Source organism: Bacillus sp. 22475 (assembly GCF_052044835.1).
Taxonomy (GTDB): Bacteria; Bacillota; Bacilli; order Bacillales; family Bacillaceae_G; genus Bacillus_A; species Bacillus_A cereus.
Genome location: NZ_JBQENW010000037.1, coordinates 12,663 through 37,420 on the forward strand (window position 1 = coordinate 12,663; position 24,758 = coordinate 37,420).

A 24,758-nucleotide genomic window follows, 5' to 3' on the forward strand; every position below is an offset into this window, starting at 1 on the left:
GAAAAAATGTTTACTCATGTTGAAAGTTTTAAATCAACTTTTCTAGAAAAGTTAGAGACGATGTATGGGAAAAGTTTCAAAGATTCTACAACTCGTGATCAATATAATACGCTCGGCCATATGGTACGTGAGTATATGAATAGTCAATGGATTGCAACGAATGAGAGTTATCGATCCGGAGAGCAAAAGCAAATGTATTACTTGTCTATTGAGTTTTTGCTTGGACGTTTGCTTGGAAGTAACATCTTGAATTTAGGTATTAGAGATGTATGCGAGCAGGGGTTATCTGAACTAGGGATTTCGTTGCAAGAGTTAGAAGAAGTGGAAGCAGATGCAGGCCTTGGTAATGGTGGCCTTGGACGCTTAGCGGCCTGTTTTCTTGATTCACTTGCATCTTTAAACTTACCAGGACACGGCTGTGGAATTCGTTATAAACATGGTTTGTTTGATCAGAAAATTGTTGATGGTTATCAAGTTGAATTTCCAGAACAGTGGCTTCTTCATGAAAATGTATGGGAAGTAAGAAGGCATGATCAAGCTGTGGAAGTAAGTTATTTCGGCAGTGTTGAACCGCTAGAAATTGACGGGCGTTTAGAGTTTAGGCATACAAATGCAGAAGTCATTATGGCAGTGCCATATGATGTGCCGGTAGTAGGCTATGAGACGAGTACTGTAAATACACTTAGACTTTGGAATGCTGAACCAGTTCCTTTCCCGCAAAACTGCAAAGATATTTTAAAATATAAGCGCGAAACAGAGGCTGTATCGGAGTTTTTATATCCAGATGATACGCATGATGAGGGGAAAATACTTCGTTTAAAACAACAGTATTTCCTCGTATCAGCAAGTTTACAAAATATCGTTCGAATGCATAGAGAAAGATATGGTGACCTTCGTCAACTACATGAAAAAATTGCGATTCACATTAACGATACACATCCGGTTTTAGCAATTCCAGAACTGATGCGTATTTTACTAGACGAAGAAAAGTTAACATGGGAAGAAGCTTGGCACATAACGACGCAGACGATTTCTTATACGAATCATACGACGTTATCAGAAGCGCTCGAAAAGTGGCCAATTCACATTTTTAAACCATTATTACCGAGAATTTATATGATTATTGAAGAGATTAATGAACGTTTCTGTCATGAACTTTGGGAACGTTATCCTTATGAATGGCATCGCATTGAAGACATGGCGATTATTGCGCATGATCTTGTGAAAATGGCTCATTTAGCAATTGTCGGTAGCCATAGCGTAAACGGTGTAGCAAAAATTCATACGGAAATATTAAAGCAGCGGGAAATGCGATTGTTTTATGAATTTTATCCAGATAAGTTTAATAATAAGACGAATGGAATTGCTCATAGGCGCTGGCTTATGAAAGCAAATCCACAGTTAACAAATCTCATTTCAGAGGCGATTGGAACAGAGTGGAAGAAAGAACCGATTAAGCTTCAATCGTTGCAAACAGTTCAATATGATGCGAGTTTCCAAGAGAAATTTGCAGAAGTAAAACAAGAACGTAAAGAGATTTTAGCGGAGCGCATTCATAATACAATGGGGATTACGATTGATCCAAATTCTATTTTTGATGTGCAAGTGAAAAGATTACATGCTTACAAACGACAATTATTAAATGTTCTTCATATTTTATATTTGTATAACCGTTTGAAAGAGGATGCTAGTTTTACATTTTATCCGCGTACTTTTATTTTTGGAGCGAAAGCATCACCTGGATATTATTACGCGAAAAAAATTATTAAATTAATAAATGAACTCGCAAGAAAAGTAAATAATGACCCGTATGTCAGTCAATATATGAAAGTTATCTTTCTAGAAAACTATCGAGTTTCTTTAGCGGAAGATATATTCCCGGCAGCGGATGTAAGTGAACAAATTTCAACGGCGAGTAAAGAAGCATCGGGAACAGGTAATATGAAATTTATGATGAATGGTGCGATTACACTCGGAACGCTAGACGGAGCTAACATTGAAATAAAAGACCGGGTCGGTGATGATAACTGTTTCATTTTCGGCTTAACAGCGGAAGAGGTTCTTCATTACTATCAAAATGGTGGATATCGTGCAAGTGATTATTATCACCACAATAGGCACATTAAAAAAGTAGTTGATCAATTAACAAATGGTTTCTTTGCACAATCGGGAGCTGAATTTGAAGCGATTTACGATTCTCTTGTTATTCAAAATGATGAATATTTCGTTCTGCGAGATTTTGGCCCATATGCGGAAAGACAAGAAGCTGTCGGGAGAGCTTATGAGAACCGAACAAAGTGGCTAGAAATGTCGATTTTAAATATTGCACAGTCTGGTCATTTTGCGAGTGATCGAACGATTTTGCAGTATAGCAATGAAATTTGGGGTATTGGTAATGCAGTTAAACAGTTTTAAAGAGGTTGCTACGTTGGGAGATATATTATCGATTTACCAACAAAAATGGATATTAATAAATAAAACGGGCTTAATAAAATTAAGCTCGTTTTATTTATTTTGCTTAAGAAAGAAATGGAACAGTGGTATATATGATACCTGCCCCATCGTACTCTCCTGTCGCAAAGTATGAAAATGTAAAGAAACCTGTGACCGTAAAAATTACAATAAGAAAAAGTGTGAAGATAAATTTTAACATGTAAGGTCCCCTCATCCAAAAATAACTTCATAGAGTATTATAGTATACGAATATTTTATTTCCAATTGTTTACTGGTTAAAAATGAGAAGTCAGACATGTTTTGTATGTTGTAATGGAATGATTATTTGTAATGGATTTTGTATTTTTTGTAAATGTCATATTGTGATGGACGTGTGCATACTCCCAATCATGATCATTAAAATTTATGTTTCGGGGAGGGAGAAGTGGAACGACATCGAACAAGTTGACGAAACGAAAGCTACTAGCTACTTGTAGTTTATAATAGTTTCGAAAAGCGATATCTCCTACTTTTGGAGAAGCGAATGTATAAAGTCCATACTGTGCGAAGGCAGTATTTATACGTGCATCTAATATGTGTAATGTGGCAAGCGCGCCACCTAGACTATGCCCAGTAGCTAGCAGTTTTTTATGTGCTGGCAATGATACAAGCATATCCATAATAGAATCACGACAAGACTCATAAATAGAGAGAAAGCCGTTATGGACATTTCCGCTATTTAAAGCATAAGGATAAGGTTTTTGATTGACGAGAGAGTCAATAATCCAATCAGGGTCTGTTTGAGTGCCCCTGAAGGCAACGATAATTGTATCCTCAGATTCTAATATAAACCCGAACCATTCTGTTGTTTGAATGGCTTTTCCTTGAAACCCTTGTACATATTGAAAACCATCTGGTATTTCGAAAATACCATTTTGTTTATATTGTTCATACGTTAACTCACAACAAGAAGCTAACAGTATGGCAGTGTCTTTATCAAAGGATAAAGGAGTACGCATTAAGGAAGCCCTCCTTAAGAAAAGGTATAGTTTAATATATGCGGTGAGGAACTTGATTCATGCTTTTGGAAAAAAGACTTGAACCTACAGTTACGTGAGGGAGTATGATTTTTGTAAACATATTGTTAGGAGGAGTGTAAGATGAGCAAAAGGGAAGGCTGTTCAATTGGTGAGTTTTCAAAGAGGACAGGCACATCAATACGGACACTACAATATTACGATGAAATTGGACTACTTAAACCTGAAAAGAATGTTAGCTCTGGTCACCGTTTGTACAAAGGAAAAGATATATTAGAGCTACAGAAAATAGTGAGTCTTAAAGTATTAGGATATAGTTTAGAAGAAATACGCGTTATGCTGAAAATGCCAAGTTTGAATGTAAATTTAAAAGAAACGTTGGAACAACAAAGAAAAGCCTTTGAAGAAAAGAGAAGACACATTGAAGTTTCGATAAAGGCGCTTGAACGAACAATGGTATGTCTTGAGGAAGATGAAGAGTTGGATAGTGACATATTAATGAGTCTAATTAACAGCATTCAAAAAGAAAACGAACAACGTTTATGGCTTGAAGGATATGTATCAAAAGAATTGGCTGATGGATTATATAATAAGTCGGAAGAAGAGGGCATAGCACTTGATAAAGAGTTTGTGCGTTTAGCAAAAGAAGTGAAAAGGTTATTTGGAAGACAAATTGAGGATTCAGAAGTGCAAAAATTGGTTGATGAACATATGAAGGCGACTCTTAAGTATGTTGGTGAAGAGACAATGTATTCTTTAGGTAAATTAGAGAATGTAGAAGAACAATATAATAATATGATGCCATCTCCTTACACGGAAGAAGAAGAGGCATGGCTTAATGAAGCGATGGAGTATTATATGATTCGAAATGGTATGTATAGCCCTCCGCAGTAAAAATAAAGTGCCATAGTCATAAACTTTAGAGAAATGCCTCCGATGTTTTTTTGCATTGGAGGCATTTTTTACTCTTTTCCATCTAAAAGGTGAACAAGGCCACCTAATATACTACTTTCACCAGTACTTTATAATGCTGGGCTTGTAAGAGGTTTGAAAAAATAGCCTGTATATATTTGAACGATGATTACCTATTTACTTGTGTTTGTTCGCACTATATACCGAAAATTTCGGGAAACGAAACATATTATTTATCTGTTTGTTTTTGCTTTTTTTTCAAATACTCCGCACGTAATTGTTCAAGTTGCTGCTTTTTATCAAATTTGGCAGGCTTCTGTTTTTCATGAAACTTTGCCACAGCTACCTGACTTTTGGAATCCAATTGATATTTTCCCACTTTGTTCACCTACTTTTCTTGTCTTTAAAGAGAATCTATTCAACAAATATAATATACCTTATTTTACTGAAGTAAACCTTATTACTTTATTTCATCTGCTTTTTCTCGTTTGTAGACGTAAATTAAAACACCCTTTCACTGCATTACTGCAAGCAAGGGTGTTTTAATTTTATTATTTTATTAGTTGATGGCCATGCCAACATAAGGGCACTGTTTACTCTTTCCCATCTAAAAGACGACCAAGGCCACCTAAAACACTACCTTCACCAGTACTTTGCGCTGCTGGGCTTGTAAGGCGTGCTGCTAATCGGCTAAGTGTTAAGGACTGAATCCAAACTGTTCCAGGACCTTCTAATGTTGCGAAGAATAAACCCTCACCGCCAAATAGAGCTGTTTTTACTTTTCCAACGAATTCGATATCATAGTTAATATCTTTTGTCATGGCAACGAGGCAACCTGTATCAATACGAAGTTTCTCACCAGGTTTTAATTCACGCTTATATACAGTTCCACCTGCGTGCATGAAAGCAAGGCCGTCACCTTCAAGTTTCTGCATGATGAAACCTTCACCACCGAAGAAACCAGTTCCTATTTTTTTCGTAAATTCAATTCCGATAGAAACACCTTTTGCGGCACAAAGAAAGGCATCTTTTTGACAAACGATTTTCCCTTGATATTCTGTTAAATCTACAGGAATAATTTTACCAGGATAAGGAGCAGCAAATGAGACGTGGCGTTTGCCGTGCCCTGTATTTGTAAATACAGTCATAAACATGCTTTCACCTGTAACGAGACGTTTACCTGCTCCCATTAATTTTCCGAATAGACCGTTAGATGGGCCAGAACCATCACCGAAGATTGTCTCCATTTCGATGTAGTCTTCCATCATCATCATTGCGCCCGCTTCTGCGACAACGCTTTCTTTTGGGTCTAATTCAATTTCAACAAATTGCATATCATCGCCATATAACTTATATTCGATTTCATGTGCTTGCATTTTTTCACCTCATAAATATGTAGTAATTCTATTGTACAGAAGTTAAAAGAATTAGAATACTGTAGTTTTGTTAATTTTCGACTAAAAATAGAATGAAAATTTAAGGTTATACTAGTATTATAAAAAATGATGGAATGAAAGTGTTCTCATTTGACGTTTTCGATATAGCATGATATAGTGAAAGCACTATTGAGCTACATAATGTGGTACGGAAATAAAGCACGTTGTATTAAAGGCTGTAAGCTTGTTATACATTCATGTCCTTTATATCCACCTTTTCATGTGGATTCATAGTTTCATTTTTATTTAGGAGGTACATGACATGCAAACAGGTAAAGTTAAATGGTTTAACGGCGAAAAAGGTTTTGGTTTCATCGAAGTTGAAGGTGGAGAAGACGTATTCGTACATTTCTCAGCTATCCAAGGCGACGGCTTCAAAACTTTAGAAGAAGGTCAAGAAGTTTCTTTCGAAATCGTTGAAGGAAACCGCGGACCACAAGCAGCTAACGTTACAAAAAACTAATTAGCTAGCGATAAAAAGCATTCCGATTTTCGGAATGCTTTTTTTTATTCTTTGGAACTAGATTCATTTGAAGATAATTCACCTTTGAAGGTAAGTTCTTCAAAATCATCAAGCATTTGTTCATATTCTTCATGCTCTTCTGTAGCGAAAACTTGTGGGTTTTTCCCGTACATATCCGTACCGATAAAGTTTTCAAAATCCTCCACGTAGCCTACGTTTTCTTCACTATTTACATACATGCCATTATAGTTTTTTGAATCTTGTCTTTCTAAATCAGACGGCGTTTCAGATGTTCCGTAATTTGCGACATCTTGCCACGCATCTTCCGCATCGTACTCAACAGAATGGTCCTCATCATGCTTGTGGAAAGAAGGAGACAACACTTTTTCTTCAACTGGTCGTGTATTCATATTTAACTTATTTGTCGCGTGCTGGATGCATGTTGTAGCAGTCGGCATTGCTTCCAATCTTTCAAATGGAATTTCTTCGCCAGACACTTCGCAAATGCCGTACGTACCCGCTTCTATTTTTTGTAGGGCATGTTTCGTCTCCTCAAGCTGTTTATGCCAAAGTTCAATAAGCCCGAAGTCTTTTTCCCGTTCATATAGCTCTGTAGCCATATCACCTGGATGGTTGTCATAGCTAGACAGTTCTCCTACTGAATCGCGTTCAGAAGCACGATCTGTATTTTCATGAGTTTGTATCGTTTGTTCCAGTTCTTGTTTTTGTTTTTCTAAAATGGATTTAAATTGACCTATTTGTTGTGGAGTTAACATAGTCGTCCACCTTCCTACAATTCAGTTTCTTTACATAGTATGAGCGTTGAGAGTAGGAATTATGAGATGAATTTCAGATATGAAAAAGGAGCCGCATAAGCAGCTCCTTTTATAGAAAGTATCCAAGTAATAATCCGATTCCCATTAGGAAACCGAAGATTGTATTTGTTTTTGCTGTTGCAATCATCGCAGGTACCATTTCCATTGGAATGCTTTTGCCGATAAAGCCTTTCGTCGCTTTAAATGCTTTCGGTGCACTTAAAAATACGATAAGCATCCATGGTGATACGATGCCCACGATAATTAAAGCAATTGTCCAAATGTAGGAAACGATGAACATCGAAGCAAGTACACCAACAGCTCTTTCACGTCCAACGAGAATTGCTAACGTTTTACGACCGTTTTCTTTATCGCCATCCAAGTCACGAATATTATTAGCTAGTAAAATGGCACCAATTAAAATGGAGCTTGGAATAGATAGTAAAATGACTTCTGATGTTACAGTGCCAGTTTGAATAAAGAATGAAATGCCAATAATAATGACACCCATAAATAATCCGGCTGTCAACTCTCCAAATGGTGTATATGCAATTGGAAATGGGCCACCTGTATACAGGTAAGCAACGGCCATACAAATAAGACCGATTGCAGCAAGCCACCAGCTAGAATTCATACAAATATACACACCTAATAGTATTGCGATGCCGAAAAATCCAAATGCTAAGTTAAGCACTGTTTTTGGCTGAATGCCATCGCGAACGATAGCGCCGCCAATACCAACTGAACCTTCGTGATCGAGTCCTCTTTTATAATCAAAGTATTCATTAAACATGTTTGTTGCTGCTTGAATGAGAAGACAAGCAAGAAGCATCATAAGGAAAAGAGGAAGATGTATTTGATTTATACCTCCGACCTGCATCGAATATGCTGTTCCGATGAAAACAGGTACGAAAGCGGCTGTTAATGTATGGGGACGTAGTAAACTCCACCAGATGCGCCAGCCTGTTTGCTTACTTGGCTTTGGCGCCGTAGGAGAGGAATTCGTTTTGACGTTCATTTCCATGTTGAATCCTCCTTTGGTCACATATTGTACACAACTAAGTGTAGAAAAAGCATCATTTAGTGTCAACGTTTATTTTCTAGGAAGAGAAGGTGAATTTCTCAGAAATGCTAAACGTTGACAGGCCTTTCGTTTGAGGTGTATCTTAAAATCAAGCGTAATTATGACTATTTTTCGCCCATAGGGGGGAGACAATTGTGATTCAAACGAAACAAAAAGGCTTGCAAGAAGTTCTTATTGCAGCTATCAAGCGTGCAACTAACGAAAAAACATTAGTTAGTTTTGTAAAACAAATAGACTGGGTGGATCCGCTTCTGTTCTATGCAGCAGGAAAAAGGATTTCATTCGAAAATAGATGTTATTTTGCAGACCCGGCTCAGCATGTAATATTTGCAGGAATTGGCTCTGTTTTCACTATAGCAAATTCTTCTCATAAGCGCTTTCAAACCGCTCGTGACGAGTGGGAGAAAGTAAAAGAGAATGCATTTGTCCAAAGAGATGAATATGAATTTGGAACGGGTCCGCTTTTATTTGGTGGTTTTTCATTTGATCCAGAAAAAGAGAAAACGGACCTATGGAAAGAATTTAAAGATACGACATTTTCACTACCAGCATTTTTATTAACTGTAAAAAATGAAAAAGCATGGTTAACGATGAATACATTTGTTGCAGCAACAGATTGTGCAGAAACTCTTTATAACGAAATGATTTCTTTAGAAGAGAAAATTTTTGGGGAGAGTAAATGTGCGCTAAACGGATCGAAATTAACTGTTATTTCTAAAGTAGAAGTGGATCCGAAAGGCTGGATGAAAGCAATTGAAAAAGTACAAGACGAGATGAAGCAGGGTAACGTGCAGAAGGTTGTATTGGCGAGGGAACTTAAAGTAGAGATGAATCATTCGATTGATTCTGCTCTTGTTTTAGAAGCACTTCGCATTGGTCAACCGGATTGTTACGTATTTTCTTTTGATTATAAAGGAGCATGCTTCTTAGGAGCGACGCCTGAGAGATTAATTCGCAAAGAAGATGAGAAATTTACATCGATGTGTCTTGCTGGTTCAATCGGTCATGGTCATTCTATAGAAGAAAGTGAACGAAATAGTAATGCGCTTCTTCATGATGAAAAGAATTTAGCTGAACATGGTTATGTTGTTAACATGATCCGCTCGGTACTAAATGAACATTGCGAATACGTTAATATTCCGGAAAGCCCAGGTTTATTAACAACGAAAAACTTAATTCACTTATATACGCCTGTAGAAGCAAAAGGCGATGCGAGTCTTTTAACAATGGTAGAAGAATTACATCCAACACCAGCTCTTGGCGGGACACCTCGTTTGGAAGCGATGAAACTGATCCGTGATGTTGAATTGTTAGACAGAGGGTTGTATGGTGCACCGATTGGCTGGATAGATGATGAAGGAAATGGTGAATTTGCGGTTGCGCTGCGCTGCGGATTATTAAACGGCGAGAAAGCATCCTTATTTGCCGGTTGTGGTATTGTAATTGATTCAATCCCGCAGCTTGAATATGAAGAAACAAGTTTGAAGTTTAGACCGATGCTTGGTGCTTTGGAGGAATTAATGAAATGAACAATCATATAGAAGCATTATCATATTATTTAGGCGCGTTCGTGGATGAACTGACGCGTCTAGATGTATGTGATGTTGTCATTAGTCCAGGCTCACGGTCAACGCCGATTGCTTTACTAATGGAACAACACGAAGGAATGAACACATATTTACATGTAGATGAAAGATCAGCTGGATTTTTCGCGCTCGGTATTGCGAAAGCGAAAAAACGCCCAGTAGCATTATTATGTACGTCAGGAACAGCAGCAGCTAATTACTATCCAGCTGTATGTGAAGCTTTTCATTCAAGGGTCCCGCTTATCGTCTTAACAGCGGATAGACCGCATGAATTAAGAGATGTGGGTGCACCACAAGCAATGAATCAATTTAATTTATACGGTACTTTTGTGAAACAATTTACAGAGATGGCACTGCCAGAAGCGAGTGAAGCGATGTATCATTACGCTCGTATGACGACGCAGCGCATGATAGCAAATGCTTGTTTAGCGCCGCAAGGACCTGTTCATCTTAATTTTCCAGTTCGTGAACCGCTTATCCCGGACTTTTCATTAGAAAGTTTATGGGATAAAGGACGCGGGGAATATACAGGAGTAGTTCAGCGAGGGAACGCGGTGATGCCGAGTGAATATGTAGATTCTCTTGTAGGGCGCCTTTCAGGTATGGAAAAGGGGCTTATTATTTGTGGAGATGATAGTCATTCAGAAATTGCAATATTTGCAACGCAACTAGCTGAAAAAACGGGATATCCAATATTAGCAGACCCACTTTCTAATATTCGTAGCGGACACCACGATAAAACGATGGTAATTGACTGTTATGATACATTTTTACGAAATGAGCAGTTAAAAGAAAAATGGAAACCGGACGTGTTAATTCGCTTTGGTGGTATGCCTATTTCTAAATCATTAACGCAGTTCATAAAAAAACAAACGAAAGCAGTTCATATCGTTGTCGATGAATCAGGACAATGGAGAGATCCAGCTCTTGTTGCGACAGAAGTTGTGCAAGCAAGTGACATTGAATTCTGCAAGGCAGTAATAGAAAAAATGCCAGTTATGAAGAAGAATGATTGGTTCGTAATGTGGCAACATATAAACGAAAAAACGAAGGAAACGCTTCGTGAAATAGAAACATATGAAACTGCATTTGAAGGAAAGGTTATTACAGATATTGTGCGCGTATTACCAGAAGATGCAACGTTATTTGCGAGCAATAGTATGCCGATTCGTGATACAGACTCATTCTTCTTCACATCGGATAAAAACATCCATGTGATGGCAAACCGTGGCGTAAATGGTATTGATGGAATCATTTCGACAGCTTTAGGAGCGAGCATTATTTGCGATCCGCTTGTATTAGTGATTGGTGATTTATCATTTTATCACGATTTAAATGGGCTATTAGCAGCGAGATTACATGAATTAAACATAACAATTGTCGTTGTAAATAATGATGGCGGGGGTATTTTCTCATTCTTACCACAATATGAGAAAAAGGAACATTTTGAATCATTATTTGGAACACCAATTGGACTTGATTATGAGCACGTTGTCAAAATGTACGGTGGTTCATTTAGTCGTGTAAATGGTTGGGAGCAATTCCGAGAAGAGGTACAAAAGGGAACAAGGGCGGAAGGTTTACACGTTGTGGAAATTTGTACGAATCGTGATGAGAACTTAACACTGCACCGTACATTATGGGCAAAAACGATGGACGTAATTACTACATCTTTACAGGGTGAATCAAAATGAAAGTAACGCTGCAAGGTGTATCGTATGAATATGAAGTAGTCGGAAGCGGGGAACCACTTCTACTTCTTCATGGTTTTACGGGAAGCATGGAAACGTGGCGTTCTTTTATCCCTTCATGGAGTGAGCAGTTTCAAATTATTGTAGTGGATCTTGTTGGGCACGGAAAGACCGAGAGTCCTGAAGATGTTGAGCATTATGACATCCGAAATGTGGCGTTGCAAATGAAAGAACTATTAGATTATCTTCATATTGAAAAAGTACATATACTTGGCTATTCAATGGGCGGTAGATTGGCGATTACGATGGCATGTCTATATCCAGATTATGTACACTCTCTTTTATTAGAAAACTGTACAGCTGGGCTCGAAAACGAAGCAGATAGAAAAGAACGTCGTGAAAAAGATGATCGACTTGCCGATAAAATTGAGCGAGAAGGCATAGAAAGTTTTGTATCCATATGGGAAAAAATTCCGCTTTTTGAAACGCAAAAACGTTTAGTAAAAAACGTACAAGAAGCGGTACAAAAAGAGAGGCTTGCTAACAACCCAAAAGGGCTCGCAAATAGCTTGCGCGGCATGGGAACTGGGGCTCAGCCTTCATGGTGGGATGAGCTGAAAAACTTAAAAATACCTGTTCTTTTAATGAACGGAGAATATGATGAAAAGTTCTTCCGCATATTAAAAAACATCGAAAAATGCGTGTCTGATGCGAAATTTGTCAAAATTCATGGTGCTGGCCATGCAATTCATGTGGAACAACCGGAAAAGTTTGATACAATAGTAAAGGGATTTCTAAAAACTATGCAGTGATACTTTTTTCAGCAAGAAGGAAGCCACACTTATAGGTGAAATCAGAAATATACAAGGAGGTAGTTGTAATGGCTATTGAATGGGTAAAAGAAGGCAATTACGAAGATATTATTTATTCAACATACAATGGTATCGCAAAGATTTCGATTAACCGTCCTGAAGTACATAACGCATTCCGTCCAAAAACGGTAATGGAGTTAATCGATGCTTTTGCACAAGCTCGTGATGATGCAAATGTTGGCGTTATCATTTTAACAGGTGAAGGTGGACGTGCATTCTGTTCTGGCGGCGACCAAAAAGTTCGCGGTCATGGTGGATATGTAGGTGACGACCAAATCCCTCGTTTAAACGTATTAGACTTACAACGTCTAATTCGCGCAATTCCTAAACCAGTTATCGCAATGGTAGCAGGTTATGCAATCGGCGGTGGACACGTACTTCATATCGTATGTGACTTAACAATCGCTGCAGACAACGCTGTATTCGGACAAACAGGTCCTAAAGTAGGAAGCTTTGACGGTGGATACGGAGCTGGTTACTTAGCTCGTATGGTAGGCCACAAGAAAGCTCGCGAAATTTGGTACCTATGCCGTCAATATAGTGCACAAGAAGCACTTGATATGGGCTTAGTAAACACTGTAGTACCATTAGAAGAGCTTGAAGCAGAAACAGTACAATGGGCACAAGAAATTTTAGCAAACAGCCCAATGGCACTTCGTTTCCTAAAAGCTGCATTCAACGCAGACACAGACGGTCTAGCTGGTATTCAACAACTAGCTGGAGATGCAACGTTATTGTACTACACAACTGACGAAGCAAAAGAAGGTCGCGACGCATTCAAAGAAAAACGCAGTCCGGACTTCGGTCAATTCCCTCGTTTCCCGTGATAAAAGCGGAAGCAGCTCGTTCAGAATGTGAGGGGGATGGAGCTTCTGACGTAGAGGCGCTTTTTGCCTCGTAGGAAGAAGTGAAGCCACCGAACATTCTAGCTGCTGTAGCTGGATGTTTTAAAAGCGGAAGCGGCTCGCTTAGAACAAGAGGGCGTTGGAACTCCTGACGTAGAGGCGCTTTTTGCCTCGTAGGAAGGCGTGAAACGACCGACTGTTCTAGCCACTGCAGCTGGATAAGGTCAAACCGGAAACAAAACAACTAAGAGACTTGATATCATATCAAGTCTCTTTCTTTCATGAAAGGAGAATGAATGATGGAGACGATGCCAAATTGGTTAATGCAACGTGCATTTTTAACACCAGATCGCACTGCAATTGAAATAGAGGAAGAGAAAGTTACTTTTATGGAGCTGCATGAAAAAGTAGTATCTGTTTGTGAACACCTTACGCATGTAGGGGTGAAGCGTGGACAAAAGGTGGCTGTTCTGATGAAAAATGGTATGGAGATGATTACAGTTATTCACGCCCTATCTTATATAGGTGCAGTAGCTGTGCTTTTAAATACGCGTCTTTCAAGAGAAGAGCTACTTTGGCAAATGGATGATGCTGAAGTTGTTTGTTTAGTAACGGATCAAGATTTTGATGCTAAAGATGTTCCTGTTTATTCATTCGCCGAAGTGATGAATGGACCAAAAGAGGAAGCCTCTATACAAGAAGAGTTTTCTTTAGAAGAAGCGATGACAATTATTTATACGTCTGGGACGACAGGCAAACCGAAAGGCGTTATTTTAACGTACGGCAATCATTGGGCAAGCGCAGTCGGTTCGTCGCTTAATTTAGGACTTCGTGATGATGATTGTTGGTTAGCCTGCATGCCGATGTTCCATGTTGGCGGGCTATCTCTTTTAATGAAAAACATTATGTACGGCATGCGTATTTTACTTGTTCCGAAATATGATGCTGATTTTATTCATAAAGCACTTCAAACGAGAGGAGTAACAATTATTTCTGTCGTTTCTAAAATGTTAACTGATTTATTAGAGCGACTTGGGGCAGAGACATATCCACCTTCTTTACGATGCATGTTACTTGGCGGAGGACCAGCGCCAAAACCACTATTAGAAGCATGTGTAGAAAAAGGAATTCCTGTATATCAAACGTACGGTATGACAGAAACATCTTCGCAAATTTGTACGTTATCCGCAGATTACATGTTAACGAAAGTAGGATCAGCTGGAAAACCACTATTTCAGTGCCAACTTCGTATTGAAAAAGATGGCGTAGTAGTGCCACCATTTGCGGAAGGTGAGATTGTAGTAAAAGGACCGAACGTAACAGGCGGTTACTTTAACCGTGAAGATGCGACGCGAGAGACTATTCAAAACGGATGGCTTCATACTGGCGACCTCGGTTATTTAGACGAAGAAGGGTTTTTATACGTATTAGATCGCCGCAGTGATTTAATTATTTCTGGCGGAGAGAATATATATCCAGCTCAAATTGAAGAAGTGTTGCTTTCTCATCCGGCAGTAGCGGAAGCTGGTGTTGTCGGCATGGCTGACGATAAATGGGGACAAGTACCAGCTGCTTTTGTTGTGAAAAGCGGGGCGGTAACAGAAGAAGAAATTCTTCATTTTTGCGAGGAGAAATTAGCGAAATATAAAGTGCCGAAGAAAGCATGTTTCTTAGAGGAATTACCACGTAACGCTTCGAAAAAATTGTTAAGACGAGAGTTAAGACAATTAGTGGAGGAGATGTAGGTGGAAATAAAAAAAGCGACACTGTATATAACGGAAATGCCACTCGTAATCCCGTTTGCTGCAAGCTACGGGACTTACGAAAAGCGTGAGAGTATCGTTATTGAATTAGAGGATACGGACGGGTACATCGGATTTGGGGAAGTCGTTGCATTCTCTGAACCGTGGTATACGGAAGAAACGGTGAAGACAGCGCTGCATGTACTGCAAGACTTTTTAATACCTGATTTATTAAAGGCTGAAATTTCTCATCCGAATGAGGTACCGGGTCTATTTCAACATATAAAAAGAAACCGAATGGCAAAAGCCGGAATAGAGGGGGCTGTTTGGGATTTATATGCGAAGCGTCAAAAGAAATCGCTAGCGACAGTACTTGGCGGAACTAGTCATGAAATTGAAGTCGGCGTTGTAATTGGCCTTAATACGATTCCAGTTATGTTAAAACAAATCGAGAAGTACGCGGAAGAAGGATACGAGCGTTTTAAAGTGAAAATAAAGCCAGAGCATGATTATGAGTTATTAAAAGAAATTCGAAAAGAGTTTCCGCATATCCCGCTAATGGCTGATGCAAATTCAGCATATACATTAGCGGATACGGAGAGGCTGAAACGACTAGATGAATTCCAATTAATGATGATTGAACAACCGTTAGCGGATTACGATTTTCTTGATCACGCGGAGTTGCAAAAGAAAATTGAAACGCCGATTTGTTTAGATGAAAGTATTCATGGTTTAGAAGACGCACGCGTTGCGATTACGCTTGGTAGTTGCCGCATCGTTAACATTAAGCCAGGGCGAGTGGGCGGATTAACAGAGTCGGTTCAAATTCATAATTATTGCATGGAACATAACATACCCGTTTGGTGCGGTGGTATGGTGGAGATGGGGATTTCACGAGCGCAAAATGTTGCTCTTGCGTCATTGCCTAACTTTACGATTCCAGGAGATATATCCGCTTCTAGTAGACATTGGGAGAAGGATATTATTTGGCCGGAAGTGACGCTTGAGGGCGGGAAAGTGATGGTGCCGCAAAGCGTTGATGCTGAGTATGAAGTAGATCGCGGAAGGCTGGCGGAAATCACGAAGCAGCGAATTGTTTTTGAGCGGTGAAGGGGAGTTTCCTTAGGCTGCCCGCAAGTAGCGAGAGGATTTTGTCGTTCATTGTCGGTAAGTCGATATATTTCAATAATCGCTGATATAATTTTATTTACAAAGGTTACTTTAACGAGTAGCCTTTTTGTATTGTACAAATTGGATAGACTAGTTTACAATCGAGCGTATAAAAATGGAATGAAAAAGGGGGAGTAAAATGAAACGCATTTCAATTTTAATCGCTGATGATGAGGCGGAAATTGCTGATTTAATTGAGATACATTTAGAAAAAGAAGGGTACCATGTTGTGAAAGCAGCGGATGGGGAAGAGGCGGTTCATATTATTGAAACGCAGTCAATCGACTTGGTAGTTTTAGATATTATGATGCCGAAAATGGATGGTTATGAGGTGACGCGTCAAATTCGCGCGAAACATCATATGCCGATTATTTTTTTAAGCGCGAAAACTTCGGACTTTGATAAGGTGACAGGTCTTGTACTAGGTGCGGATGATTATATGACGAAGCCTTTCACACCAATAGAATTAGTTGCACGTGTAAATGCACAACTGCGTAGGTTTTTTACGTTAAATCAACCGAAAGTAGCGGAGAGTAAATCTGCTTTAGAAATAGGCGGAGTCGTAATTAATCCCGAGCGCAGGACGGTTGATGTGTATGGTGAGCAAATTGAATTAACGCCGAAAGAGTTTGATATTTTATATTTATTAGCGAGTCATCCGAAGAAAGTTTACAATGTGGAAAATATTTTTCAGCACGTATGGGCAGACGATTATTATGAAGGTGGAAATACAGTAATGGTACATATTCGGACTTTGCGGAAGAAACTTGGAGAAGATAAAAGAAAGGATAAATTAATAAAAACAGTGTGGGGAGTAGGGTATACTTTCAATGGCTAATATGATGAAAAGTTTTCGATTTAAAATGATTGCCTTATTTGCGTTAAGTATGGTGCTTGCAGCAACTGTAACTTATATAATTTATAAAGGATTGCAGCTGTATTATAAAAAGATGGTTCGCTACGAAGAGCCTTTAGCACAATTTAGGTCAATGGTAAGGGAATTTGGAGACATTAACTTCTTTTTAATTTTCTTTATTCCGTTATCTATTATCTTTTTCTTCTTTTTGACAAAACCGTATTTAAAATACTTTGATGAAATTTCTAATGGGATTCATCATCTTGCGAACGGTAACTTTACGAATAAAGTTCAAGTTTCATCAAATGATGAGTTTGGAAATATCGCGCGTGAAATAAATGTTGCAAGTGAAAAGTTAAAAGAAGCTGTTGAAAGAGGAGATTTTGCTGAAAGTAGTAAAGATCAGCTCGTTGTGAATTTAGCTCATGATTTAAGAACACCGTTAACATCCGTGTTAGGATATTTAGATTTAATTCTTAAAGATGAAAATTTAACAAAAGAACAAATTAAACATTTCTCCACAATTGCATATACAAAATCACAAAGACTGGAAAGTTTAATCGATGAGTTATTTGAAATTACACGTATGAATTATGGCATGCTAAAGCTGGATAAAAAGCCGATTGATATAAGTGAGTTGCTTATACAGTTAGAGGAGGAATTGTATCCGTTATTAGAAAAACATCATTTAGAAGCTAGATTGAACGTGGCTCCTCATTTACCGATGCACGGTGATGGAAAATTGTTAGCTAGAGTATTTGAAAACTTGTTAACAAATGCCGTTCGTTACGGGTATGATGGACAATTTGTTGATATGAATGGGTATGTTGATAATGGAGAAGTTGTCGTACAAATTATGAATTACGGAGATAGCATCCCGGAAGAAGATTTACCGTATCTTTTTGATATGTTCTATACAGGTGATAAAGCAAGAACTGAGAACCGTGGCGGGACAGGCCTTGGACTATTTATTGCGAAAAATATTGTCGAGCAACATAACGGTACGATTTCTGCTGAGAGCAATGTAGTTAGAACGATATTTGAAGTACGATTGCCAAAAGACGAGAATGTAACAATTTAATAAAAATTTAAACTTTACCCCACTTTTTATTTTAATAGTTTTTTCTATTCTATACGTAAGTTACGTTAAGGAGGAACTAGAAATGAAAAAGTGGGTATTTATTTCTTTTTTTATAGCATGCACAGTATGTGTAGGCGTTTATATATCACCGTTATTTCAAAAGGAAATCGATGTTAAAATTGTCGGAAAAGATGAGCTAGTAAAGGCGGCAAACAATGAGAGGAAAGAGATTACGAAGGAACAAATTTATAAGGGCGATTTATTATTAGTTAATAGGGATTATCCAGTAAAAAAAGATAGTATTAGGTCTGATATTATAAATGTAAATCATAATAGTGAATTAGTGAGAGGCTATGTAATATTTGATAGAAATCTTCGTTTATCAAAGGATGTTGTGAAAAAGTTTTTGAACGTTGTCGATGCGGCTGGAAAAGAAAGTGTTAACCATTTTTTGATTAGTAGTGGTTATAGAGATTTCCAAGAGCAAAAACAGCTATATGAAAAAATGGGATCTGATTACGCGCTTCCAGCAGGATACAGTGAACATAATTTAGGATTATCACTGGACGTTGGGTCTACTCAAAAAAAAATGGAGAAAGCGCCTGAAGGAAAATGGATTGAAGAGAACGTATGGAAGCATGGCTTTGTATTACGTTATCCGAAAAATAAAAGTAACATTACAGGCATTCAATATGAGCCATGGCATATACGTTATGTCGGCCTACCTCATAGCGCAATTATGCAAAAAAAGAATTTCACACTAGAGGAATATTTAGAGTTTTTAAAAGAGGAAAAAGAGATTTCAACTGAAGTAGAAGGTAAGAAATATACTGTTTCTTATTATAAAGTTTCTGAGAATATGAAAGTGAACGTTCCAGCAAACAAGCAGTATGAAATTTCCGGGAACAATATGGATGGGGTTATTGTGACGGTTCAGGAATAGAGAAAAAGGCTGTGCCATTTGGGACAGCCTTTTCTTATATAAGAAAGGAATTGACGTTTTTTGTCGGTAAATCGATATTCCTTGTCGAATCGTTGATATATTGTAAGTTATGATAGATATATTCAAAAAATCGTTGATATAATTTCCTATACTATTAGCATTTTGTAGGAGCATCTTTTTATTTGCTTTTAAACATTATAACGTTATATTTACTTCTCCCTTTTTTTGTGTTACGCTAAACGTGTGAAAGAGATATAAAATGAAACTTTAATGTAAGCGTATTCTTATGGCTTCTTATAGAAAAGGGTGGAAATACAATGACAGAACGATTCGTACTACGTAATGTGAAACGTGTGAACGGGGAAGAGATTGACATTGTAATTGAAAATAACAAAATCGCACAGGTGACGAAAGCTGGTGCTGGCGAGGGTGGAAAGGTTCTTGATTACTCTGGTACTTACGTATCGAGTGGTTGGATTGATTTACACGTTCATGCTTTTCCAGAGTTTGATCCGTATGGCGATGAGGTGGATGAAATTGGCGTTAAGCAAGGGGTAACGACAATTGTTGATGCGGGTAGTTGCGGTGCTGATCGCATTGCAGATTTAGTAAAAAGTAGAGAGCAGGCAAAGACAAATTTATTTGCCTTTTTAAATATTTCTCGCATCGGTTTGAAACGAATTGATGAATTATCCAATATGGAATGGATAGATAAAGAGAAAGCGATAGAAGCAGTAGAAAAGTATAAAGATGTAATCGTTGGGTTAAAGGCGAGAATGAGTAAAAGTGTCGTTTGTGATAGTGGAATTGAACCGCTGCATGTAGCGCGCGCTTTATCTCGAGAAACATCATTACCGATTATGGTACATATCGGTTCAGCGCCTCCCCGTATAGAGGAAGTTGTACCTCTTTTAGAAAAAGATGATGTGATTACACATTATTTAAACGGGAAAGAAAATAATTTATTTGATGAAGAAGGGAAACCGCTACCTGTGTTGTTAGATGCGGTGAATCGCGGCGTGCATTTAGATGTTGGTCACGGTAATGCTAGCTTTTCTTTTAAAGTAGCAGAAGCGGCGAAGCGTCACGATATTGCCTTTCATACAATTAGTACAGATATTTACCGAAAGAATCGTATACATGGTCCAGTGTATAGTATGGCTCACGTTCTTTCAAAATTCCTTTACTTAGGTTATCCGCTAGAAGAAGTGATTGATGCGGTTACGAAAAATGCGGCAGAGTGGCTTAAGAAACCAGAGCTTGGCCGTATTCAAGAAGGGGATATTGCAAACTTAACTTTATTTACGGTTAAAGATGAGAAGGTTACGTTAATTGATTCAGAAGGGGATCAGCGCATTGCTGAAAAAAGAATTGATACGAAAGGGGTTGTAATTAATGGGTCATTCATTGAATGCTAAGTACGGATTAAAAAGAGTAATTAATGCGAGCGGTAGAATGAGTATTTTAGGTGTATCTGCTCCTACAGATACGGTAATGGATGCGATGAAACATGGTGGACAAAATTATGTGGAAATTGCTGATTTAGTAGATAAAGCAGGAGACCATATTGCGAGAATTCTAGATTCAGAGGCAGCGGTCGTTGTGAATTCAGCATCGAGCGGAATTGCGCTTTCTATCGCTGGTATCGTTACAGAAGGAAATCGCCGTAAAAGTGAAAGACTTCACCAAGAAGTAATCGCGAAAAACGAAGTGATTATGTTAAAAGGCCATAACGTTCAATACGGTGCTCCTGTTGAAACGATGATTTACTTAGGCGGAGGAAAACTCGTTGAAGTTGGCTACGCAAATGAAGGGAAAGCAGAACATATTGAAGATGCGATTGGCGAAAATACAGCAGCAATTCTTTATGTGAAATCACATCATGCAGTGCAAAAAAATATGATTTCTGTTGAAGAAGCATGGGAAGTAGCGCAGCGAAATAACGTACCACTTATCGTTGATGCAGCAGCTGAAGAAGACATTCAAAAATATGTGAAGTATTCAGATCTTGCTATTTATAGCGGTTCAAAGGCAATTGAAGGACCTACTTCTGGTATTGTTGGTGGGAAACGAAAATATATTGAGTGGCTGAAAGTGCAATTACATTGCATCGGAAGAAGTATGAAAGTTGGGAAAGAGACGACTTTTGGCTTACTTCAAGCGCTTGATGAGTATGGAGTAAAAGAAGATAAGAGCGAGCAAGAAAAAGAATTGCTACAAGTACTTATGCCGCTAAAAGAATTAAATGGTGTAAATGTAACGATCGTTCAAGATGAAGCTGGAAGAGCAATCTTTAGAGCTCGTATTCATATTAACGAGAAAGAGTTAAACAAATCAGCAAGAGATGTTGTGACTGCATTACGCGAAGGGGAAATCGCTATTTATACACGTGATTACGGAGTAAGACAAGGATTCTTTGATATTGATCCACGTCCACTTCAAGGTGATGACATACATGTGATTGAAGAAAAATTGAGAGAAATCGTAGGGGGAAACTAAAATGACAAACATTCAAAAACGTTTTTATAAAGGCCGCGTAGCATTGAATGTATTAGCAAACAATATAGAAAATGCAAAAGATATTTTTGAAGCAGCAGAAGGTTATGTAGTAGTGGGAGTGTTATCAAAAGACTACCCAACAGTAGAAGAAGCTGTTACAGCTATGAAAGCATACGGAAAAGAAATTGATGACGCTGTATCAATCGGACTAGGCGCAGGAGATAATCGCCAAGCAGCAGTTGTAGCTGAAATTGCGAAGCATTATCCTGGTAGCCATATTAACCAAGTGTTCCCTTCAGTTGGAGCAACGCGTGCAAATCTCGGCGAAAAAGATAGCTGGATTAATAGTTTAGTATCACCAACAGGAAAAGTAGGTTACGTAAATATTTCTACTGGCCCAATTAGTGCGGCTGGAGAAGAAAAAGCAATCGTTCCAATTAAAACAGCGATCGCACTTGTACATGATATGGGCGGAAATTCATTGAAGTACTTCCCGATGAAAGGTTTAGCTCATGAAGAAGAATATCGCGCAGTTGCGAAAGCATGTGCGGAAGAAGGATTTGCATTAGAGCCAACAGGCGGAATTGATAAAGAAAACTTCGAAACAATTGTACGTATTGCGCTAGAGGCAAATGTAGAGCAAGTTATCCCGCACGTGTACTCTTCTATTATTGATAAAGAAACTGGTAACACGAAAGTAGAAGATGTGCGTGAATTATTAGCAGTCGTGAAGAAGCTAGTTGATCAATATGCGTAAGAAAATTGCAGCGTTCGGCGAAGTAATGATGCGCCTGCAAGTACCTGGATATGAATTGTTGTCGCAAGCTAACACGTTAAATTACTCATTTTCAGGTACAGGTGTGAACGTTGTAGCGGCACTTTCTCACTTAGGGCATGAAGGGCTTCTTATTTCAACTTTACCGGAAAATTCGGTTGGAGATGCAGCTGTATCTTACATTCAAAAGTTAGGGATTCAAACTTCTCTTGTTTCAAGAGGCGGTAAATATGTAGGTATGTATTTTTTAGAAAATGGATTCGGTGCACGTGCAAGCCGCGTTACATATTCGAATCGATTAGAAAGTAGCTTCAATACGGCATGTGAAGAAATGTATCAATTTGAAGAAATCGCAAAGGAAATTGATATCGTTCATTTTTGCGGTATTACACTTGCGATGAATGATACGGTGCGTCATCATATGAAATCTTTAGCGAGAGCAGTTAAAGAAAACGGAGGAACCGTCGTTTTTGATTGTAATTATCGTCCCTCACTTTGGGGAGAAGACGGATATGAACAGGCAAAACCGCATTATGAAGAAATGCTAGGACTTGCTAATATCGTTATGATGAATGAAAAAGATGCGATGTTTGTTTTAGGAATGAAAACCGAAGAAACGGAGCGAGAGGCGCAACTTGTTGATCTTATTCCAAAGGTAGCTGAAACGTATCATATCGCTACAATCGCTGGTACTCATCGCTCTATTAACAGTGATAATACACATTCGCTTCGCGGGTTTATATGTAAAGATGGTTCGTTCACTTTTGCAAAAACACTTACGTTTTCTGTATATGATAGAATAGGTGCTGGAGATGCTTATACGAGCGGAATTATTCATGGCGAGATAAAAGAGTTTGCACCAGAGAAAGCTGTTTCATTTGCGTCAGCAGCTGGAATGCTTGCACATACAATCGTCGGTGATACGCCAATGTCATCAGAGAAGGATATACTTCGGGCAATGACGGCATCAGTAGGTGATGTAGAAAGGTAGTGGGTGTAACGGTGAACGTAACGAGAAAAAAAGGACCATTATATTTGCAAATAAAAAATATTATTCGTGATCGAATATTGCATGGTGTATATGCGATTCATACGAATATTCCTTCCGAACCGCAATTAGAAGAAGAGTTCAAAGTTAGTAAGATTACAGTGCGTAATGCGATTAAAGAACTCGCTCAAGAAGGATATTTGGAAAAGAAGAGCGGCAAAGGAACGAAAGTGATTCGTAATACTTCTGCGACAAAACTGTCAAAGGGTAAGAAATTTACAGAAGTGTTAGTGGAAGAAGGATATAAGGTACAGAAGAAATTGCTAAAAGCAGAAGTCGTTCATAATGAAGAAGGAACAGTGCCATTTCGATTATTCGGGAAAGAGAGTTTCCGTATCGAGCGCCTATATATGTTAAATGATACGCCGTACATTCATTATACGCACTATTTCTCAGCTCGAATGGCAAGTACAGATTTATCGGACTTTGATTTACAATCGCTTTATGATTTAGTTGAAGACCGAGGTATACATTTAGAAAACTTCAGAGATGAATTCGCGGTTGGGCTTGCACCTAATTTCGTTGCAGAAGCGCTAGGTGAAAAAGAGGGAACAGCGTTATTAAAACGTATGCGCTATTCTTATGATGAAGTTGGCGAAGTAATTGAATATAGCGAAGGCTACTACAATACAGAAATGCAGCATTATGTAGTGAATTATGACGTATAAAAAAGAGGGTATTCGCCCTCTTTTTTTATAAAGTAAGGGGTAACTAACTGTTACGATTTATTTAACCAATTATAACGAAAGTTAATTAAATATATCAGTAAGCCCTGCTAGTCAAGTGATTGGCTAGTAGTGAGGGTTAACTGCGGGCAATCCCTAAAGCTGATTGAACTACAACGTGGCTAGAAATAGCGAGCGTGAATGTCGCGAAAGCAGAAAAAATCAATCAGATGGTGCAAGGTTAAACCCTAAACACTAGAACAATGGGTCTTCCGCCTCGAATCATCTAAGTCAAAAGTGATAAGATGAACGTTCAACGACTATCTCGTATAACTGACGAGAGTACATCACAAGCCTATGGTGATGGAAAAATCCTCTATCTCTAAAGAGATAAACATATAGTCTGCGCTCATGTGAAAACATGAGAAGTTCATAAGAGAACTGGCTAAGGAATTGCGCCCTTAGTTGAACGAGATAAATATAATTAAATCTATTAAACCTCATCGAATGCATCGAACGTATGTGCTATGTTAGATTCAATGAGGTAAGAATAATAATGAAATTTTTACGAGTTAGTCAAGTATCAGAATTAACAGGTTTGCATCCGAGTAGTCTCAGGAGAATGCTGGTGGAACACGCTACGATTCAGAAGAACAAATCTTTCATTAAAGGAGTTACATTCTGATGATATTGGCGAAGAAAGTTAGACTGATTCCAACGCCTGAACAAGAAAAAGTGCTTAGAAACCATGCTGGTGCTGCAAGATTCGCTTATAACTATTGTAAAAGAATGAGTGATAGATACT

24 protein-coding genes are annotated in these 24,758 nt (G+C 38.4%); 18 read left to right on the top strand and 6 right to left on the bottom strand.

The window, feature by feature from the left end; all coding sequences use genetic code 11:
• The first annotated feature begins 6 nt into the window (after positions 1-6).
• Positions 7-2,415, top strand: coding sequence for a glycogen phosphorylase (gene glgP / locus ACTJJY_RS28785; RefSeq protein WP_000494103.1), 2,409 nt, complete (start codon positions 7-9; stop codon positions 2,413-2,415).
• A gap of 103 nt (positions 2,416-2,518) precedes the next feature.
• Here the strand turns inward: glgP and ACTJJY_RS28790 are convergent, their stop codons facing one another.
• Together ACTJJY_RS28790 and ACTJJY_RS28795 are read right to left on the bottom strand one after the other, a co-directional pair.
• Positions 2,519-2,653 carry a hypothetical protein gene (locus tag ACTJJY_RS28790; protein WP_016079902.1) on the bottom strand — a complete coding sequence of 45 codons (135 nt, stop codon included), beginning with the start codon at positions 2,651-2,653 and terminating at the stop codon, positions 2,519-2,521.
• Positions 2,654-2,729: 76 nt separating this feature from the next.
• Positions 2,730-3,452 (bottom strand): lipase family protein, encoded by a 723-nt coding sequence (locus ACTJJY_RS28795; protein WP_001260112.1) that lies wholly within the window; start codon positions 3,450-3,452, stop codon positions 2,730-2,732.
• A 141-nt stretch (positions 3,453-3,593) separates the two neighbouring features.
• Here ACTJJY_RS28795 and ACTJJY_RS28800 point away from each other — a divergent pair, with 141 nt between their 5' ends.
• Entirely contained in the window at positions 3,594-4,364 is a 771-nt protein-coding gene (locus tag ACTJJY_RS28800; RefSeq protein ID WP_440607174.1) for a MerR family transcriptional regulator, read from the top strand.
• 247 nt (positions 4,365-4,611) lie between these two features.
• Here ACTJJY_RS28800 and ACTJJY_RS28805 read toward each other — a convergent pair whose 3' ends face one another.
• Positions 4,612-4,761, bottom strand: coding sequence for a hypothetical protein (locus ACTJJY_RS28805; protein WP_000521642.1), 150 nt, complete (start codon positions 4,759-4,761; stop codon positions 4,612-4,614).
• Positions 4,762-4,975: 214 nt separating this feature from the next.
• Positions 4,976-5,758 (bottom strand): TIGR00266 family protein, encoded by a 783-nt coding sequence (locus ACTJJY_RS28810; protein ID WP_001147844.1) that lies wholly within the window; start codon positions 5,756-5,758, stop codon positions 4,976-4,978.
• A 322-nt stretch (positions 5,759-6,080) separates the two neighbouring features.
• Between ACTJJY_RS28810 and cspD the strand changes: the two genes are divergently transcribed.
• Complete coding sequence (cspD, locus tag ACTJJY_RS28815) at positions 6,081-6,281, top strand: cold-shock protein CspD (protein ID WP_001193052.1); 201 nt, start codon at positions 6,081-6,083, stop codon at positions 6,279-6,281.
• Between the two features lie 44 nt (positions 6,282-6,325).
• On the opposite strand, the gene ACTJJY_RS28820 is transcribed toward cspD, so the two are convergent.
• The gene (locus tag ACTJJY_RS28820) at positions 6,326-7,057 is read right to left on the bottom strand and encodes a yteA family sporulation protein (RefSeq protein WP_440607175.1); all 732 of its coding nucleotides are present in this window, start codon (positions 7,055-7,057) and stop codon (positions 6,326-6,328) included.
• 109 nt (positions 7,058-7,166) lie between these two features.
• Entirely contained in the window at positions 7,167-8,120 is a 954-nt protein-coding gene (locus ACTJJY_RS28825) for a 1,4-dihydroxy-2-naphthoate polyprenyltransferase (protein WP_440607176.1), read from the bottom strand.
• Between the two features lie 194 nt (positions 8,121-8,314).
• Here ACTJJY_RS28825 and ACTJJY_RS28830 point away from each other — a divergent pair, with 194 nt between their 5' ends.
• The 15 genes from ACTJJY_RS28830 to ACTJJY_RS28900 all read left to right on the top strand — a co-directional run.
• A complete protein-coding gene (locus ACTJJY_RS28830) occupies positions 8,315-9,709 on the top strand; it encodes an isochorismate synthase (protein WP_440607177.1) in 1,395 nt (464 codons plus the stop codon).
• Complete coding sequence (gene menD, locus ACTJJY_RS28835) at positions 9,706-11,460, top strand: 2-succinyl-5-enolpyruvyl-6-hydroxy-3-cyclohexene-1-carboxylic-acid synthase (RefSeq protein WP_440607178.1); 1,755 nt, start codon at positions 9,706-9,708, stop codon at positions 11,458-11,460. Before ACTJJY_RS28830 ends, menD begins: the two co-directional genes overlap by 4 nt.
• On the top strand, positions 11,457-12,269 hold the full coding sequence (gene menH / locus ACTJJY_RS28840; protein ID WP_440607179.1) for a 2-succinyl-6-hydroxy-2,4-cyclohexadiene-1-carboxylate synthase: 813 nt from the start codon (positions 11,457-11,459) through the stop codon (positions 12,267-12,269). The genes menD and menH overlap by 4 nt, the downstream gene beginning before the upstream one ends.
• Before the next feature lie 68 nt (positions 12,270-12,337).
• Entirely contained in the window at positions 12,338-13,156 is an 819-nt protein-coding gene (gene menB / locus ACTJJY_RS28845; RefSeq protein WP_000963885.1) for a 1,4-dihydroxy-2-naphthoyl-CoA synthase, read from the top strand.
• Positions 13,157-13,473: 317 nt separating this feature from the next.
• Positions 13,474-14,919, top strand: a complete 1,446-nt coding sequence (locus ACTJJY_RS28850) for an o-succinylbenzoate--CoA ligase (RefSeq protein ID WP_440607180.1) — start codon at positions 13,474-13,476, stop codon at positions 14,917-14,919.
• Positions 14,920-16,026 (top strand): o-succinylbenzoate synthase, encoded by a 1,107-nt coding sequence (gene menC / locus ACTJJY_RS28855; RefSeq protein WP_440607181.1) that lies wholly within the window; start codon positions 14,920-14,922, stop codon positions 16,024-16,026. It abuts the gene before it with no gap.
• 199 nt (positions 16,027-16,225) lie between these two features.
• Positions 16,226-16,924, top strand: coding sequence for a response regulator transcription factor (locus ACTJJY_RS28860; RefSeq protein ID WP_440607182.1), 699 nt, complete (start codon positions 16,226-16,228; stop codon positions 16,922-16,924).
• Positions 16,917-18,023, top strand: coding sequence for a sensor histidine kinase (locus tag ACTJJY_RS28865; protein WP_440607183.1), 1,107 nt, complete (start codon positions 16,917-16,919; stop codon positions 18,021-18,023). The genes ACTJJY_RS28860 and ACTJJY_RS28865 overlap by 8 nt, the downstream gene beginning before the upstream one ends.
• A gap of 82 nt (positions 18,024-18,105) precedes the next feature.
• Positions 18,106-18,966: a M15 family metallopeptidase gene (locus ACTJJY_RS28870; RefSeq protein ID WP_440607184.1), complete on the top strand. Its 861-nt coding sequence runs from the start codon at positions 18,106-18,108 to the stop codon at positions 18,964-18,966.
• Positions 18,967-19,283: 317 nt separating this feature from the next.
• Complete coding sequence (locus ACTJJY_RS28875; protein WP_440607185.1) at positions 19,284-20,384, top strand: amidohydrolase/deacetylase family metallohydrolase; 1,101 nt, start codon at positions 19,284-19,286, stop codon at positions 20,382-20,384.
• A complete protein-coding gene (locus tag ACTJJY_RS28880) occupies positions 20,362-21,465 on the top strand; it encodes a DgaE family pyridoxal phosphate-dependent ammonia lyase (RefSeq protein WP_000510109.1) in 1,104 nt (367 codons plus the stop codon). The genes ACTJJY_RS28875 and ACTJJY_RS28880 overlap by 23 nt, the downstream gene beginning before the upstream one ends.
• Before the next feature lies 1 nt (position 21,466).
• On the top strand, positions 21,467-22,222 hold the full coding sequence (gene dagF / locus ACTJJY_RS28885; RefSeq protein WP_440607186.1) for a 2-dehydro-3-deoxy-phosphogluconate aldolase: 756 nt from the start codon (positions 21,467-21,469) through the stop codon (positions 22,220-22,222).
• Entirely contained in the window at positions 22,215-23,231 is a 1,017-nt protein-coding gene (locus ACTJJY_RS28890; RefSeq protein ID WP_440607187.1) for a sugar kinase, read from the top strand. Before dagF ends, ACTJJY_RS28890 begins: the two co-directional genes overlap by 8 nt.
• Positions 23,231-23,956, top strand: coding sequence for a GntR family transcriptional regulator (locus ACTJJY_RS28895; RefSeq protein WP_440607188.1), 726 nt, complete (start codon positions 23,231-23,233; stop codon positions 23,954-23,956). The genes ACTJJY_RS28890 and ACTJJY_RS28895 overlap by 1 nt, the downstream gene beginning before the upstream one ends.
• Before the next feature lie 681 nt (positions 23,957-24,637).
• Positions 24,638-24,758, top strand: a 121-nt coding sequence (locus ACTJJY_RS28900; protein WP_000599313.1) for a helix-turn-helix domain-containing protein, incomplete at its 3' end; no start/stop codon positions are given.